Origin of the sequence: Pseudomonas sp. OF001 (assembly GCF_904426495.1) — a bacterium.
Lineage (GTDB): Bacteria > Pseudomonadota > Gammaproteobacteria > Pseudomonadales > Pseudomonadaceae > Geopseudomonas.
In genome coordinates this window covers 39,888-54,432 of record NZ_CAJGBM010000005.1, presented here as the reverse complement: position 1 = coordinate 54,432, position 14,545 = coordinate 39,888, and the positions used below count along the sequence as shown (strand labels likewise).

15 protein-coding genes are annotated in these 14,545 nt (G+C 68.8%); 8 read left to right on the top strand and 7 right to left on the bottom strand.

The features are described 5' to 3' along the window. Positions 1–98: 98 nt before the first annotated feature. The 4 genes from benB to RA210_RS04465 all read right to left on the bottom strand — a co-directional run bounded on the left by benB (position 99) and on the right by RA210_RS04465 (position 4,166). Positions 99–587 carry a benzoate 1,2-dioxygenase small subunit gene (benB, locus tag RA210_RS04480; RefSeq protein WP_136490331.1) on the bottom strand — a complete coding sequence of 163 codons (489 nt, stop codon included), beginning with the start codon at positions 585–587 and terminating at the stop codon, positions 99–101. Further along, a complete protein-coding gene (gene benA / locus RA210_RS04475) occupies positions 584–1,948 on the bottom strand; it encodes a benzoate 1,2-dioxygenase large subunit (protein WP_136490330.1) in 1,365 nt (454 codons plus the stop codon). The genes benB and benA overlap by 4 nt, the downstream gene beginning before the upstream one ends. A gap of 205 nt (positions 1,949–2,153) precedes the next feature. Further along, on the bottom strand, positions 2,154–3,107 hold the full coding sequence (locus RA210_RS04470; RefSeq protein WP_201485538.1) for an AraC family transcriptional regulator: 954 nt from the start codon (positions 3,105–3,107) through the stop codon (positions 2,154–2,156). A 210-nt stretch (positions 3,108–3,317) separates the two neighbouring features. Further along, a complete protein-coding gene (locus RA210_RS04465) occupies positions 3,318–4,166 on the bottom strand; it encodes an IclR family transcriptional regulator domain-containing protein (RefSeq protein WP_136490328.1) in 849 nt (282 codons plus the stop codon). 231 nt (positions 4,167–4,397) lie between these two features. Here RA210_RS04465 and RA210_RS04460 point away from each other — a divergent pair, with 231 nt between their 5' ends. From RA210_RS04460 to RA210_RS04445, 4 genes are all read left to right on the top strand, one after another. Continuing rightward, positions 4,398–5,651, top strand: a complete 1,254-nt coding sequence (locus RA210_RS04460; RefSeq protein ID WP_136490341.1) for an MFS transporter — start codon at positions 4,398–4,400, stop codon at positions 5,649–5,651. 109 nt (positions 5,652–5,760) lie between these two features. Continuing rightward, entirely contained in the window at positions 5,761–6,225 is a 465-nt protein-coding gene (bfr, locus tag RA210_RS04455) for a bacterioferritin (RefSeq protein ID WP_136490327.1), read from the top strand. Between the two features lie 231 nt (positions 6,226–6,456). Continuing rightward, on the top strand, positions 6,457–6,903 hold the full coding sequence (locus RA210_RS04450; RefSeq protein ID WP_136490326.1) for a CZB domain-containing protein: 447 nt from the start codon (positions 6,457–6,459) through the stop codon (positions 6,901–6,903). Positions 6,904–7,020: 117 nt separating this feature from the next. Next, positions 7,021–7,557, top strand: a complete 537-nt coding sequence (locus tag RA210_RS04445) for a hemerythrin domain-containing protein (RefSeq protein WP_136490325.1) — start codon at positions 7,021–7,023, stop codon at positions 7,555–7,557. A gap of 13 nt (positions 7,558–7,570) precedes the next feature. Here RA210_RS04445 and RA210_RS04440 read toward each other — a convergent pair whose 3' ends face one another. After that, positions 7,571–8,530, bottom strand: a complete 960-nt coding sequence (locus RA210_RS04440) for a homoserine kinase (protein ID WP_136490324.1) — start codon at positions 8,528–8,530, stop codon at positions 7,571–7,573. A 28-nt stretch (positions 8,531–8,558) separates the two neighbouring features. Then, complete coding sequence (locus tag RA210_RS04435) at positions 8,559–8,843, bottom strand: DUF2782 domain-containing protein (protein ID WP_136490323.1); 285 nt, start codon at positions 8,841–8,843, stop codon at positions 8,559–8,561. 76 nt (positions 8,844–8,919) lie between these two features. On the opposite strand from RA210_RS04435, the gene polA reads away from it, so the two are divergent. Continuing rightward, positions 8,920–11,730: a DNA polymerase I gene (polA, locus tag RA210_RS04430; RefSeq protein WP_201485537.1), complete on the top strand. Its 2,811-nt coding sequence runs from the start codon at positions 8,920–8,922 to the stop codon at positions 11,728–11,730. Positions 11,731–11,927: 197 nt separating this feature from the next. Here polA and yihA read toward each other — a convergent pair whose 3' ends face one another. Next, complete coding sequence (gene yihA, locus RA210_RS04425; protein WP_136490321.1) at positions 11,928–12,575, bottom strand: ribosome biogenesis GTP-binding protein YihA/YsxC; 648 nt, start codon at positions 12,573–12,575, stop codon at positions 11,928–11,930. Positions 12,576–12,798: 223 nt separating this feature from the next. On the opposite strand from yihA, the gene RA210_RS04420 reads away from it, so the two are divergent. The 3 genes from RA210_RS04420 (at position 12,799) to RA210_RS04410 (ending at position 14,535) form a co-directional block, all read left to right on the top strand. Continuing rightward, positions 12,799–13,095 (top strand): c-type cytochrome, encoded by a 297-nt coding sequence (locus RA210_RS04420; protein ID WP_136490320.1) that lies wholly within the window; start codon positions 12,799–12,801, stop codon positions 13,093–13,095. Positions 13,096–13,137: 42 nt separating this feature from the next. Continuing rightward, complete coding sequence (locus RA210_RS04415) at positions 13,138–13,743, top strand: c-type cytochrome (protein WP_201485536.1); 606 nt, start codon at positions 13,138–13,140, stop codon at positions 13,741–13,743. Between the two features lie 147 nt (positions 13,744–13,890). After that, positions 13,891–14,535 carry a thiol:disulfide interchange protein DsbA/DsbL gene (locus RA210_RS04410; RefSeq protein WP_201485535.1) on the top strand — a complete coding sequence of 215 codons (645 nt, stop codon included), beginning with the start codon at positions 13,891–13,893 and terminating at the stop codon, positions 14,533–14,535. Positions 14,536–14,545 lie beyond the last annotated feature (10 nt).

Here is a 14,545-nt window from a genome sequence, read left to right as displayed (position 1 = left end):
CCTCGCTTGGAGCGGTATTCCGCGCCGGCCTCGGCCGTGCGCGCACGCAGGTTGCTGCCGAGCGCTGCGGGCCGCGAGGGCGGCCCGCGCGCTTCTCCTTAGATGTGGTAGATGTCCATCACGTGGCGGACGTAGTCGTTCTTCAGCACCACCTTCTTCTCCTTGACCAGCGGGTTCGGGCCGCGGGTGTCGAGGGTGTAGAAACTGGTGCCGTAGTACTGGTCCACGGTCTTGTAGCGGAAGCTCAGGGTGTGCCAGTTGAAGCGCACCTTGCAGTAGCCCTCGCCCTGCTCGACGATCTCGATGTTGTTGATGTTGTGCGAGGTGCGGGTGTCCGGGATGCTCGCGCTGGAACGCTCGGTACGGATGCGGAAGATGCGGTCTTCCAGGCCGGCGCGGCGGCCGTACCAGATCAGCGAGATTTCCTTCTGCGGATCCTCGGTCAGCTGGTCGTTGTCGTCCCAGGCCGGCACCCAGAAGCTGGCGTCCTCGGCGTACAGCTCGAGCCAGCTGTCCCAGTCCTTGTCGTCGAGGAAGCGGGCTTCCTGGTAGAGGAAATCGCGTACGGCTTCGTAGGAGATGCTCATTGCCCGGCCTCCACGTGGATCAGGTTCTGTTGTTCTTGTTCGACGGCTTTCTGCATGGTGGCCAGCCAGTGACGGTGCTGGACCACGAACAGGCCTTCGTCCTCGGCGCGCGCACCGCTGAGCAGCGGCTTGAGCTGGATTTCCCTGGCGGCCTCGTCGGCGCCCTCGATCCAGTGCTTGGCCCCGCGGGACATGTCGTTCCACGGCGCGGCGCGGCCGTTGAAGCCTTCCTGGCAGGCGCGGAATTCCTCGAGGTCGTCCGGGGTGGCCATGCCGCTGACGTTGAAAAAGTCCTCGTACTGGCGGATGCGGTGGGCGCGGGCCTCGGCGCTCTCGCCCTTGGGCGCGATGCAGTAGATGGTGACTTCGGTCTTGTCGACGGCGATCGGCCGGGCGATGCGCAGCTGCGAGCTGAACTGGTCCATCAGGTACAGGTTCGGGTACAGGCACAGGTTGCGCGAGTTCTGGATCATCCAGTCGGCGCGGGCCTGGCCGACGTCCGCGGCCAGCTGCTCGCGGCGCTCGTACAGCGGACGGTCTTCCGGGTTGTCCCAGCGGGTCCACAGCAGCAGGTGGCCATTCTCGAAGGAGTAGAAGCCGCCGCCCTTCTTGGCCCAGCCGCCGGCGCTCATGGCGCGGATGTCGTCGCCGGCATCCTTTTCCTTGCGGTTGCCCTGGGTGGCCGCGTAGTTCCAGTGGGTGGCGGTGACGTGGTAGCCGTCGGCGCCGTTCTCGGCCTGCAGCTTCCAGTTGCCCTCGAACACGTAGGTGCTCGAGCCACGCAGCACTTCCAGGCCTTCCGGCGACTGGTCGACGATCATGTCGATGATCTTCGCCGACTCGCCGAGGTGCTCGACCAGCGGCACCACGTCGGCGTTCAGGCTGCCGAACAGGAAACCGCGGTACGACTCGAAGCGGGCGATCTTCTTCAGGTCGTGGGAGCCGCTGCAGTTGAAGCTGTCCGGGTAGCCGGCCTCGATCGGATCCTTGACCTTGAGCAGCTTGCCGTTGGTGTCGAAGGTCCAGCCGTGGAACGGGCAGGTGTAGGTGGCCTTGTTGCCGCTCTTGAAGCGGCACAGGGTGGCGCCGCGGTGGCTGCAGGCGTTGATGAAGGCGTTGAGTTCGCCGGCGCGGTTGCGGGCGATGAACACGGGCTGACGGCCCATGGTCACGGTGTAGTAGTCGTTCTTCTCGGGAATCTGGCTCTCGTGCGCCAGGTAGATCCAGTTGCCTTCGAAGATGTGCTTCATCTCCATCTCGAACAGCACCGGATCGGTGAACATCTCCCGCTTGCAGCGGTAGATGCCCTTTTCCTGGTCTTCTTCCAGCAGGGAATTCAGGTACTCGGGTCCCACGGACATGTCTGCGCTCTCCGTTGTTGTTTTTGTACTGTGGAGTGCAGGCTAAGCCCCGGCGGGTCGGGGCAATATCCGCTTTCTGCATGATCGCTATCCGCTTTCTGCACGGCGTGCGGGAAACGGACGGCGGCGGGCCGCGCAGGGCGGCGCAGCAGCAGGAGGACGGGAGGAGGACGCGGCGGGCAGGCACCCGCCGCGGGGCGGGGACTCAGTTGCGGCGGCGCAGGGTGTCGGAGGGCAGCTCGCCGAAGGTGCTCTTGTAGCACTCGGAGAAGCGGCCGAGGTGCAGGAAGCCGTAGTCGAGGGCGATCTCGGTGACGTTGCGCACCGCGGCACGCGGGTCGCTCAGCCGCGCGTGGATCTGCTCCAGCTTGCGCTGGCGGATGAAGTGCTTGGGCGTGGTGCCGGCATGGCGGTCGAACAGCGCGTACAGCGAGCGCTGGCTCATGTGCGCCAGCTCGGCCAGTTGCTCGAGGGTGATGTCCTGCTTGAGGTTGCGCTCGATGAACTCGACCAGCCGCTCGAACGACGGGCAGCCGGCCGCGATCGGCTCGCGGCTGACGTTGCTGCCGGGCAGGCCGAGCAGCTTGCTGGCGATGATCTTGGCGTAGTGCTCCTGCACCTGGGGGATGCTCTGCTCGGCCTCGGCCTCCTGGCAGACCAGGCTCAGCAGGTTGATGAAGCCGTCGAGCTGCTCGAGGCGATGGCGCGGGGTGAAGCGCACGCCCGCGCCGCCGTGGTGCCACTGGTTCTCGCTGCAGGCCTTGTCGAGGAAGGTGGCCGGCAGCTTGACGATGAACTTCTCGCAGTCGTCCGAGTAGGTCAGGTCGACCGGATCGTCGGGATTGATCAGCAGCAGCTCGCCGGGGGTGAAGTGGTGCTCCTCGCCGCGGCCGCGCCACAGGCAGTGGCCGCGCAGCAGGATCTGCAGGTGGTAGAGGGTCTCCAGCGCCGGCGAGGTGACCTGCACGCGGCTGCCGTAGCTGATCTGGCACAGGTCCAGACTGCCGAAGGCACGGTGGTTGAGACTCGCCTCGGGGTGACCGCTGCGCGGCAGGCAGATGCGGTGGGAACCGACATGCTGGTTGACGTAGTCCGACACCGCATGGGGATCGGCCTGGGCGAAAACCAGACTCTTCTCGTTCAGCAGACGACAGTCCATGGCTCACGGTGCTCTTGTAGTTTTTATGGTGACGCTGGGCGGTTGGGACCACGGGGCCGCCCTTGATTCTGCATTGATCCACAAGCCGGCCGCGGCGACAACCACCACGGAGGTCGCATGGCGTCGCGCGCGACGACCGGCAAAGACCGCGCGCACACTAAGGGATTGCCCGGGCGCCGGACAGAGCCGCGGGCGGTAATCGCCCACTTTTCAGCGCAGCAGCTGCGCGCCCAGCTCGCGGCTGGCCGCCTGCAGGGCCGGCAGGTAGCGGCCCTCCAGCTCGGCGCGGGACACCCGCGAGGCATGGCCGCTGACGCTCATCGCCGCCAGCACCCGGCCCTCGCCGTCGTGCACCGGCACGGCGATCGAGCGCAGCCCGGCCTCCAGCTCCTGGTCGATGAAGCACCAGCCCTGCGCGCGCACCTCGGCCAGCCGTTCGCGCAGCGCCTGCGGCTCGCACAGGGTGCGGCTGGTGCGCGCCGCCAGGGTGGCGCCGGCCAGGTACTCGTCCAGGCAGGCCTCGTCCAGCGCGGCGAGCAGCACCTGGCCCAGCGAGGTGCAGTAGGCCGGCAGGCGGGTGCCGACGCGGATCTCCACCGACAGGAAGCGCTGCGCGGTGGCGGTGCAGGCCAGGTAGAGCACCTCGCTGCCCTCCAGGGTGGCCAGGCTGCAGGCCTCGCGCAGCTGCTCGCTGAGGCGGTCAAGGAACGGCTGGGCGCTGACCGCCAGCGGCGTCGACGACAGGTAGGCGTGGCCGAGGGTGAGCACCTTGGGCAGCAGCGCGTAGGTGCGCCCGTCGTCGCTGCCGACGTAGCCGAGCCGGGCCAGGGTGAGCAGGCAGCGGCGCACCGCGGCGCGCGGGATGCCGGTGCGGTGGCTGATCTGCGCGATGGTCAGCTGGCGCTTGCGCTCGTGGAAGGCGTCGATCACCGCCAGGCCGCGCGCCAGCGAGGTCATGAAGGTCGGATCGCCGCCCAGCTCCTCGATGCGCTGCGCCGCGGACGGCGGCGGCGACGGGGCCGGCGCGCAAGGGCTGGCGGGGGGTGCAGGCTCGCTCATGGCAGGTTCTCGGTGTCGTTGTCCGGCCCCTCCCTGGGGCGTTGCGCGGAGTATCGACTGAGACTCCGCCCGCTCGCAATCGCCGCCGGCGCGACGGCGCCGCTCTGCAGCGCGCCCTGGCGGGCCTGCCGGGCGATCCGGGGGACAAAACCCGCCGGCGCCGCTAAGCTGTGGCGCCGACACATCCGGTTGCGATTCCTTCCCGTGAGCAGTTCCCCCGCCGCCGGCGCCATGCGCTGGCCCCATGCCGTGCGCGCCCTGCGCCACCGCAACTACCGCCTGTACTTCACCGGCCACCTGGTGTCGATCCTCGGCAACTGGATCCAGCAGGTGGCACTGGCCTGGCTGGTCTACCGGCTGACCGGCTCGGCCGCCCTGCTCGGCCTGACCAGCTTCCTCAGCCTGCTGCCGCAGCTGCTGCTCGGCCCGCTGATCGGCGCCTGGATCGACCGCCGCGACAAGCGCCGCCTGCTGATCGCCAGCCAGGCGGCGCTCGCCGTGCAGGCCGCTCTGCTCGCCGCGCTGACCGCACTGGAATGGATCGGCCCGGCGCTGCTGGTGGCGATGGCCGCGCTGCTCGGCGTGCTCGGCGCCTTCGACACGCCGCTGCGCCAGGCGCTGATGAGCAGCTTCGTCGGCGACCGCGACGACCTGCCCAACGCCCTGGCGCTCAACGCCATGCTGGTCAACGCCTCGCGCTTCCTCGGCCCGCCGCTGGCCGGCCTGCTGCTCGGTCTGACCGGCGAGGCGCTGTGCTTCGCCCTCAACGCGCTGTCCTTCCTCGCCCTGCTGATCGGCCTGCTGCGCATGCGCATCGACGCCCCGCCGCCGGCACGCGGCTCGATGGGTGCGGTGTTCCGCCAGGGCCTCGACTACGTGCTCGGCCAGGCCACGGTGCGCCAGCTGATGCTCGGCGTGATGGTGGTCAACTTCGCCGCCTCCTGCTACGCGGTGCTGCTGCCGGTGTTCGCCAAGGACGTGTTCGCCGGCGACGCCGCCACCCTCGGCTGGCTGTGGGGCGCCGCCGGCGGCGGCGCCCTGCTCGGCTCGCTGCTGCTCGCCAGCCGCCGTTCCACCGCCGGTCAGGTGCAGTTGATCCTCGCCGCCAGCGCGCTGAGCGCCTGCGCCCTGCTGGTGTTCGCCGCCAGCACCGTCCTGCCGCTGGCGCTGGCCGCCATGGCCGTGCTGGGCTTCGGCCTGACCTGCGCCAACGTCGGCACCAACATCCTCATCCAGGGCCTGGCCCCGGACGCGCTGCGCGGCCGCGTGGTGTCCTTCTACATCGCCTGCCGCTTCGGCTTCGAGGCGCTCGGCGGGCTGTGCGCCGGCCTGCTCGCCACCCGCCTCGGCGCCCCCGCCACCCTGGCCGGTGCCGGCGCCCTGCTGTTCGCCTGGTGCCTGTGGCTGCTGCCGCGGCATGCGGCGCTGGGCCGCGCGGTGGGCGCAGCGCAGAAGTCCGCCGAAGAGGAGCGCGCCGCTTCCTGACGGATGGCGCGGCACGCGCGCGCAGGCCCGCCCGCAGCGGCTATATTCGGTTGATCCCCTGCCGCCACGGGGCGAACATAGGCTCCTTCACGCTCCAGGATGCCCCGCCATGAAAGGTCACACCGCCGTCATCGACTACCTGAAGACCCTGCTCAAGGGCGAGCTGGCCGCCCGCGACCAGTACTTCGTGCACTCGCGCATGTACCAGGACTGGGGCTTCACCAGGCTCTACGAGCGGCTCGACCACGAGATGGTCGAGGAAACCGAGCACGCCGACGCCCTGCTGCAGCGCATCCTGTTCCTCGAGGGCGTGCCGGACATGACCCCCGACGCCGTGCGGGTCGGCAGGACCGTGCCGGAGATGCTCAAGACCGACCTGGCGCTGGAGTACGAGGTGCGCGCCGCGCTGGCCAAGGGCATCGCCCTGTGCGAGCAGCACCAGGACTACGTCACCCGCGAGATCCTCGAGAAGCAGCTGCACGACACCGAGGAAGACCACGCCTACTGGCTGGAGATCCAGCTCGGCCTGATCGACAAGCTCGGCCTGGAGAACTATCTGCAGTCGCAGATGTGACCCCCGGGCGCCGCCTGTGCGCGGCGCCTCCATCCTTTCCCCTCCCCTTGTCCGCCGCCCGCTTCTGCCAAGCATTCCCGGAGCGCGGCTGATCCCGGTCAATGCCCGGCCTCCGCGCGGTGTCAGGATGGATGCCAGACGCACCACCACCACCCACCGGGCAGCGCCCGCCCAGGAAGCCCGCCCGTCGCGCCCTCCGGCTGCGGCGCGCCCAGGAAAAGGACAACCGCCATGAGCTTCTTCGACTTCTTCAAGATGGACAGCCACTCCAAGGAAACCGAGAAGGCCAAGCAGGAGGCGCAGGCCGCGCTGATCAAGGCGGCGGAGACGCTCAACATCGACGTCGCCGTGATGGCCCACGACAACTGGAAGCTGCGTCTGGAAACCTACCTGACCGGCAAGTCGCAGGAGGACCTGCGCCCCGAGGTGGTGTGCTGCGACGAGCGCTGCGACCTCGGCAAGTGGATCTACGGCGACGGCGAGGCGCACCTCGGCCAGTACATGACCTTCCAGGACCTCAAGGCCACCCACAAGATGTTCCACTACACCGCCTCCAGCGTGGTGACCCTCAGCCAGGCCGGCAAGCAGGACGAGGCCCACGAACTGCTGCACGGCGAATTCAGCAAGCTGAGCACCACCGTCAAGCGCCGCCTGCACGACCTCAAGGCGCTGCTCTGAAGCACCGGCGCCGGCCCCTGCCGAACGGCGTGGCCGGCGCTGCCCCCCTCGCGGCTGGACAAGCCGCCCCCGGCTCCTAGACTGCCCAGTAGACCCGTCCGCCGCGGAGCAGCCCCCATGAGCCAGGTCATCGCCGAACTCCGGCACGAGCACGACGCCATCCTCGAAGCCCTGCCGGTCCTCGAGCGCATGGCCGAACGGGCCGCGCAGGGCCAGCTGCCGGCCGAGGATGCCGGCGAGTTCCTCGATTTCCTGCGCGCCTTCGTCGACCAGTGCCACCACGGCAAGGAGGAGGCCCTGCTGTTCCCCGCGCTGATCGCGGGCGGCCTCGCCGAGCACGGCGGCTTCATCGACGAACTGCACGCCGAGCACATCCAGGGCCGCGCCCTGGTCCAGGCCATGGCGCAGGCCTGCAGCCGGCGGCCGGGCGCAGACTTCGCCGCCGCCGCCACGGCCTACGCCGGCCACCTGCGCGCGCACATCGGCAAGGAGAATGCCGCACTGTTCTCCATGACCGAACGCCTGCTCGACGAGCCGGTCCTGGCGGCGCTGCAGCAGGCCTTCGCCGCGCACGAGGAAAAGGTCATGGGCACCGGCCGCCACCAGCAGCTGCATGCACGGCTGCAGCAGTGGCGGACGACCTATCTCGGCTGAGCGGCCCCGCCCGTCACAGGGCGAACGGCAGTCCCTGCCCCGGCTCGACCCGCTGGCGCGCCTGCAACAGACGGCGGAACTCCTCGGGATCCTTGACCAGCACGTCGGGCTGGCCGGCGAAGGCCTCGGCGGCGATCAGCCGCGACAGCCAGAAGCGCACGCAGGCCACGCGCAGCATGGCCGGCCACAGCTCGGCCTCGGCGGCGCCGAACGGGCGCAGCGCGGCGTAGCCGGCGAGCAGGGCATTGAGGCGATGGTGGTCGAACTCGCCGCACGGCTCCACGCACCAGTCGTTGGCGGCGATCGCCAGGTCGTAGAGCATCGGCCCGGAGCAGGCGTTGTGGAAGTCGATCACTCCGGACAGGTGGTTGCCGTCGAACAGCACGTTGTCGTGGAACAGGTCGCCGTGCAGGTTGGCCGCCGGCAGCGCCTCCAGGCGCTGCCGCAGACGGCCCAGCTCCTCCAGCGCGCCCTTGAGCAACTGGCGGGCGTCGTCGTCCAGGCGCAGGGCCTGCAGCGGCCCCTCGGCGAGCATCCAGTCGAGACCGCGGTCGCTCGGCCGCTCGATGATCGCGTCGCGGGTGGCCAGGTGCAGGCGCGCCAGCAGCTCGCCGACCGCCCGGCACTGGTGCGCATTGGGCAGGCCGACGTGGTGGCCGGGCAGGCGCGGCTGCAGCAGCGCCGGCAGGCCGGCCAGTTCGCCGATGGCGGTGCCGTCGGCGGTGCGCAGGGCGAAGGGCACCGGCAGGCCGGCGCCGTGCAGCACGTCGAGCAGGGCGACGCTGAAGCCCAGGCCCTCGCGCGGGCCGCGCTCGACCAGGGTCAGCACGTACTCGCCGCGCTCCAGGCTGACGAAGAAGTTGCTGTTCTCGGTGCCGGCGGCGATGCCCTGGAACGCCAGCAGGCGGCCCAGCCCGTAGGGAGCGAGGAAGGCTTCCAGCTCGTGACGCTCAAGCGGGGTGAAGACGGACATGGGGCCTCCTCGATCGGGACTCAGCGGCTTACCAGCGGAAGATCTCCCACTGCGGGATCAGCATGTCCGGGTTGTCCGAGCGGATGAAGTTGCTGTCGCCGTCGGCGCGCACCAGGAAGTACGGCTTGCCGACCTTGGGGGTGACCTTGATGGCGTAGAGGAAGCCGTTGATGCGGTATTCCTGGATGGTCTTGTCGCCTTCCTGGCGGATGGTCACGTCCGGTTCGCCGCTCGGCGCCTCGTCCTGGGCAACGGCGGCCAGCGGGGCGGCGGCCAGCAGGCCAACGAGCAGCAGACGGTTGATTGCGCGCATGGTGGTAACCTTGTCCCTTTGCAGTCATCGATACAGCCATCTTACCCGGTCGCATCGCCGAAGAGTCGATTTCCCCATGAGTCTAGCCCCTCTCGTCCTGGTGGACGGTTCCTCCTACCTGTACCGCGCCTTCCACGCCCTGCCGCCGCTGCACACCTCCGCCGGCCTGCCCACCGGGGCGGTCAAGGGCGTGCTGAACATGCTGCTGTCGCTGCGCCGCCAGTACCCGGACAGCCCGTTCGCCGTGGTGTTCGACGCCAAGGGTCCGACCTTCCGCGACGAGCTGTTCGAGCACTACAAGTCGCATCGCCCGCCGATGCCCGACGACCTGCGCGTGCAGATCGAGCCGCTGCACGCCTGCGTGCGCGCCCTCGGCCTGCCGCTGCTGTGCATCGAGGGCGTGGAGGCCGACGACGTGATCGGCACCCTGGCGCGCTCCAGCGCCGCCGCCGACCGCCCGGTGCTGATCTCCACCGGCGACAAGGACATGGCCCAACTGGTCGACGGCCACATCAGCCTGGTCAACACCATGACCAACCCGCCGACCTACCTGGACCGCGACGGCGTGGTGGCCAAGTTCGGCATCGGCCCGGAGCTGATCATCGACTACCTGGCGCTGATGGGCGACAAGGTCGACAACATCCCCGGCGTGCCCGGGGTCGGCGAGAAGACCGCGCTGGGCCTGCTGCAGGGCCTCGGCGGCGGCCTCGACCTGATCTATTCCAGCCTCGAGCAGGTGCCGGCGCTGCCGATCCGCGGCGCCAAGTCGCTGCCGGCCAAGCTCGAGGAGCACCGCGAGATGGCCTACCTGTCCTACCGGCTGGCGACCATCAAGACCGACGTGGCGCTGGACGTCGCCCTCGACGACCTGCACCCGGGCGAAGCCGACCGCCCGGCACTGATCGAGCTGTACCGCACCCTGGAGTTCAGGAGCTGGCTGGACGAGCTGCTGCGCGAGGCGAAGGCCGCCGGCGTACCGGTGGCCGGCACTCCGGTGGCCGGCACTCCGGCGTCCGGCGCTCCCGCCGAAGGCGGCGCGGCGACTGCCACTGCCACAGAAGCCGCGGCTGCGCCCGAGACCCGCTACGAGATCGTGCTGGAACAGGCGCAGTTCGACGCCTGGCTGGAAAAGCTCGAGGCGGCCGAGCTGTTCGCCTTCGACACCGAGACCACCGGCCTCGACGCCCAGCAGGCCGAGCTGGTCGGCATTTCCTTCGCGGTCAGCGCCTTTGAGGCGGCCTACGTGCCGCTGACCCACAGCTACATGGGCGTACCCGCGCAGCTGGACCGCGACACGGTGCTGGCCGCGCTCAAGCCGCTGCTGGAAGACCCGGCCAGGGCCAAGGTCGGCCAGCACGCCAAGTACGACATCAACATCCTCGCCCGCTGCGGCATCGAGGTGCGCGGCGTGGCCTTCGACACCATGCTGGAGTCCTACGTGCTGGACTCCACCGCCACCCGCCACGACATGGACAGCCTGGCGCTCAAGTACCTCGGCCAGAGCACGGTGAAGTTCGAGGACATCGCCGGCAAGGGCGCCAAGCAGCTGACCTTCGACCAGATCGCCCTCGAGCAGGCCGGCCCCTACGCCGCCGAGGACGCCGACGTCACCCTGCGCCTGCACCAGACCCTGTGGCAGAAGCTGGAAGCCGTGCCGGCGCTGGCGAAGGTGCTGACCGAGATCGAGATGCCGCTGGTGCCGGTGCTGGCGCGCATCGAGCGCCACGGCGCGCTGGTCGACGCCAAGCTGCTCGGCCAGCAGAGCGTCGAGCTGGGCGAGAAGATGCAGCAGCTGCAGCGTCAGGCCTTCGAGCTGGCCGGCGAGGAATTCAACCTCGCCTCGCCCAAGCAGCTCGGCGCCATCCTCTACGACAAGCTCGGCCTGCCGGTGCTGTCGAAGACCGCCAAGGGCCAGGCCTCCACCGCCGAGAGCGTGCTCGCCGAGCTGGCCGAGCAGGGTTTCGAACTGCCGCAGGTGCTGATGGACTACCGCAGCGTCAGCAAGCTGAAGAGCACCTACACCGACAAGCTGCCCGAGCAGATCAACCCGCGCACCGGGCGCATCCACACCAGCTACCACCAGGCGGTGACCGCCACCGGCCGGCTGTCCTCCAGCGACCCGAACCTGCAGAACATCCCGATCCGCACCGCCGAAGGGCGGCGCATCCGCCAGGCCTTCGTCGCCGCGCCGGGCTACCGGCTGGTGGCCGCCGACTACTCGCAGATCGAGCTGCGCATCATGGCCCACCTGGCCCAGGACGCGGGCCTGCTGGACGCCTTCCGCCACGGCCGCGACGTGCACCGCGCCACCGCCGCCGAGGTGTTCGGCGTCGAGCTGGAGCAGGTCAGCTCCGAGCAGCGGCGCAGCGCCAAGGCGATCAACTTCGGCCTGATCTACGGCATGAGCGCCTTCGGCCTGGCCAAACAGATCGGCGTCGAGCGCAAGCAGGCGCAGGCCTACATCGACCGCTACTTCGCCCGCTATCCCGGCGTGCTGGCCTATATGGAACGCACCCGCGAGCAGGCCGCGGCGCAGGGCTACGTCGAGACCCTGTTCGGCCGCCGCCTGTACCTGCCGGAGATCCACTCGAAGAACGGCGCCATGCGCAAGGCCGCCGAGCGCACGGCGATCAACGCGCCGATGCAGGGCACCGCGGCGGACATCATCAAGCGCGCCATGGTGGCGGTGGACGCCTGGCTGCAGGAGTCCGGGCTGGATGCGCGGATGATCCTCCAGGTGCACGACGAACTGGTGCTGGAAGTGCGCGAGGACCAGGTGGAGGAACTCGAGGCCGGCCTGCTGCCGCGCATGAGCGGCGCCGCGCAGCTGGATGTGCCGCTGCTGGTCGAGGCCGGGGTGGGCAGCAACTGGGACGAGGCGCACTGAGCCGAGCCGACCAACGGCTGAACTTTGTCGCGCAGGCCGCGGTCAATTGTTCTGAGTGGTTGGCAGACCCCTCATGGGTTTCCTTGCAGAACCCTGTGTTGGCAGAACGCCCGCCTGCCCCGCCCTGGCAGCCGGGCTCGATGACCGACCTTCCATCCCCCCAACGGAAGGTCGGTTTTTTTTGCCTGCGCGAAACCTCAGGCCTGCTCGGCGACCGCCTCGTCTTCCTCCAGCAGGCCCATCCAGCCGGCCAGCACGGCCTGCGCATCCTCGATGCCCTGGCGCTTGGGCGCTGAGAACAGCTGCACGCTGGCCACCTCGCCCCAGCCCTGGCGGATCTCCTTCTGCACCTTGAGCAGGGTGTTCTTCGCCGCGCCGAAGGTCAGCTTGTCGGCCTTGGTCAGCAGGATGTGCATGGGCAGGCAGCTGGCCTTGGCCCAGTCGAGCATCAGCAGGTCGAACTCGGTGAGCGGATGGCGGATGTCCATCAGCAGCACCACGCCGACCAGGCTGTGGCGGCTGCCCAGGTAGGCCTCGAGGTGGCGCTGCCAGTGCTGCTTGAGCGGGATCGGCACCTTGGCGTAGCCGTAGCCGGGCAGGTCGACCAGGCGGCGCTGGTCGTCGAGGCGGAAGAAGTTGATCAGCTGGGTACGCCCCGGGGTCTTCGAGGTGCGCGCCAGGCGGGCATGGGTCAGGGTGTTCAGCGCGCTGGACTTGCCGGCGTTGGAGCGCCCGGCGAAGGCCACCTCGAAGCCCTCGTCCGGCGGACACTGGTCGACCTGGGCGGCGCTCTTGATGAAGGCGGCCTGCTGACACAGACCGAGGATGGGATTCTTGACGGACATGGCGAGGGCCTGTTCTGCGCCTGCGCAACAACGCGTTGCAGGCTGGGGCTGGTAGGTGCTGCGACAAAGTGTCGCTGACGGCGGTTCCGTTTCCGTTTTGACGTCGCCTGTATATAATGCCACGGATTTTGTGTGCGCTTTATTCCCAAGTTCAGTGTCCACGCGGACGGACCCCGCCGGCAGAGCGACGGGCCGTTTTCCCCTGATGTAGAAGAGGTCGACCATGAAGAAACTGTTGCTTGCTGTGTCGCTCGTTGCTGCCGCCGCCTCCGCGCAGGCCGCCCAGGATCCGGAAGCGGTGTTCAATCGTGCCTGTGCCGCCTGCCACAACGGCGCACTGCCCATGGCACCGCTGAAGGGCGACAAGGCCGCCTGGGAACCGCGTCTGGCCAAGGGTATGGATGCACTGGTCGCAAGCGTCACCAACGGCTTCAATGCCATGCCGCCGCGCGGCATGTGCATGGACTGCACCGCCGAGGACTACAAGGCCGTCATCGAGTGGATGAGTGCCTCCAAGTAATCCCGATACCCCCCTTACCTTTAGCCGTAGCTGGATTAGCTGATGAACAAACTACTCGTGAGTCTGCTGTTGACCCTGGGCGTGACCGGTGTGGCCCATGCCGCCGGCGATGCCACCGCTGGACAGACCAAGGCAGCCGTCTGCGGCGCCTGCCACGGCCCGGACGGCAACAGCGCAGCGCCCAATTTCCCGAAACTGGCTGGCCAGGGCGAGCGCTATCTGCTCAAGCAGATGCAGGACATCAAGGGTGGTAAGCGTACCGTGATCGAGATGACCGGCCTGCTCAACAACCTGAGCGACCAGGATCTGGCCGACATCGCCACCTACTTCGCCAGCCAGAAGGGCAGCATCGGCCAGGCCGATCCCAAGCTGGTGGCGCGCGGCGAAGCGCTGTTCCGCGGCGGCAACCTGGAACTGGGCATGCCGGCCTGCACCGGCTGCCACGCTCCGGACGGCCGCGGCAACGACCTGGCCGGCTTCCCGCAGCTCAACGGCCAGCACGCCCAGTACGTGACCAAGCAGCTGACCGACTTCCGCGAAGGCAACCGCACCAACGACGGCGACGCCATGATCATGCGCTCCATCGCCGCCAAGCTGAGCAACAAGGACATCGAAGCGGTGTCCAGCTACATCCAGGGCCTGCACTGAGCGATCCCGCAGTAGCCTGCAACATAAAAAGGGCGGCCATGGCCGCCCTTTTTTTTGCCCGTCTCGCCTACAATCGCGTGGAATTCGCCAGCGGCCGCCGGTGTCCAACCGCCTGCCGCCCCACGTCATCCTGTCCAGGAGTCAAGCATGCGTAACCTGATTCTCTCGGCCGTTCTGGCCGGCCTCAGCCTGTTCGGCGCCACCGCTTCAGCCGAGGAGATCCAGGCCGGCAAGCAGTACGTCCAGCTGAGCAGCCCGGTGCCGGTCGCCCAGCCCGGCAAGATCGAGGTGGTCGAGCTGTTCTGGTACGGCTGCCCGCACTGCTACCAGCTCGAGCCGACCATCCAGCCGTGGGCCGAGAAGCTGCCGGAAGACGTCAACTTCGTGCGCATCCCGGCGCTGTTCGGCGGCCTGTGGAACGTCCACGGCCAGATGTTCCTGACCCTCGAGGCCATGGGCGTCGAGGCCAAGGTGCACGACGCGGTGTTCGCCGCCATCCACCGCGAAGGCAAGAAGCTCGCCACCCCGGAGGAGATGGCCGAGTTCCTCGCCGGCCAGGGCGTGGACAAGGACGCCTTCCTCAAGACCTTCAACTCCTTCGCCGTGAAGGGCCAGATGGAGAAGGCCAAGAAGCTGGCCATGGCCTACCAGATCACCGGCGTGCCGGTGCTGGTGGTCAACGGCAAGTACCGCTTCGACCTCGGCACCGCCGGCGGCCCGAACGGCGCCCTCCAGGTCGCCGACCACCTGATCGCCAAGGAACGCGCGACCCAGCAAGCCCCCGCCCAGTAACGGCGGCGGC

What these genes read in the sequence shown, in the direction of transcription:
- benB (WP_136490331.1), bottom strand. Translation starts at nt 587, where the DNA reads ATGAGCATCTCCTACGAAGCCGTACGCGATTTCCTCTACCAGGAAGCC.
- benA (WP_136490330.1), bottom strand. Translation starts at nt 1,948, where the DNA reads ATGTCCGTGGGACCCGAGTACCTGAATTCCCTGCTGGAAGAAGACCAG.
- RA210_RS04470 (WP_201485538.1), bottom strand. Translation starts at nt 3,107, where the DNA reads ATGGACTGTCGTCTGCTGAACGAGAAGAGTCTGGTTTTCGCCCAGGCC.
- RA210_RS04465 (WP_136490328.1), bottom strand. Translation starts at nt 4,166, where the DNA reads ATGAGCGAGCCTGCACCCCCCGCCAGCCCTTGCGCGCCGGCCCCGTCG.
- RA210_RS04460 (WP_136490341.1), top strand. Translation starts at nt 4,398, where the DNA reads ATGCGCTGGCCCCATGCCGTGCGCGCCCTGCGCCACCGCAACTACCGC.
- bfr (WP_136490327.1), top strand. Translation starts at nt 5,761, where the DNA reads ATGAAAGGTCACACCGCCGTCATCGACTACCTGAAGACCCTGCTCAAG.
- RA210_RS04450 (WP_136490326.1), top strand. Translation starts at nt 6,457, where the DNA reads ATGAGCTTCTTCGACTTCTTCAAGATGGACAGCCACTCCAAGGAAACC.
- RA210_RS04445 (WP_136490325.1), top strand. Translation starts at nt 7,021, where the DNA reads ATGAGCCAGGTCATCGCCGAACTCCGGCACGAGCACGACGCCATCCTC.
- RA210_RS04440 (WP_136490324.1), bottom strand. Translation starts at nt 8,530, where the DNA reads ATGTCCGTCTTCACCCCGCTTGAGCGTCACGAGCTGGAAGCCTTCCTC.
- RA210_RS04435 (WP_136490323.1), bottom strand. Translation starts at nt 8,843, where the DNA reads ATGCGCGCAATCAACCGTCTGCTGCTCGTTGGCCTGCTGGCCGCCGCC.
- polA (WP_201485537.1), top strand. Translation starts at nt 8,920, where the DNA reads ATGAGTCTAGCCCCTCTCGTCCTGGTGGACGGTTCCTCCTACCTGTAC.
- yihA (WP_136490321.1), bottom strand. Translation starts at nt 12,575, where the DNA reads ATGTCCGTCAAGAATCCCATCCTCGGTCTGTGTCAGCAGGCCGCCTTC.
- RA210_RS04420 (WP_136490320.1), top strand. Translation starts at nt 12,799, where the DNA reads ATGAAGAAACTGTTGCTTGCTGTGTCGCTCGTTGCTGCCGCCGCCTCC.
- RA210_RS04415 (WP_201485536.1), top strand. Translation starts at nt 13,138, where the DNA reads ATGAACAAACTACTCGTGAGTCTGCTGTTGACCCTGGGCGTGACCGGT.
- RA210_RS04410 (WP_201485535.1), top strand. Translation starts at nt 13,891, where the DNA reads ATGCGTAACCTGATTCTCTCGGCCGTTCTGGCCGGCCTCAGCCTGTTC.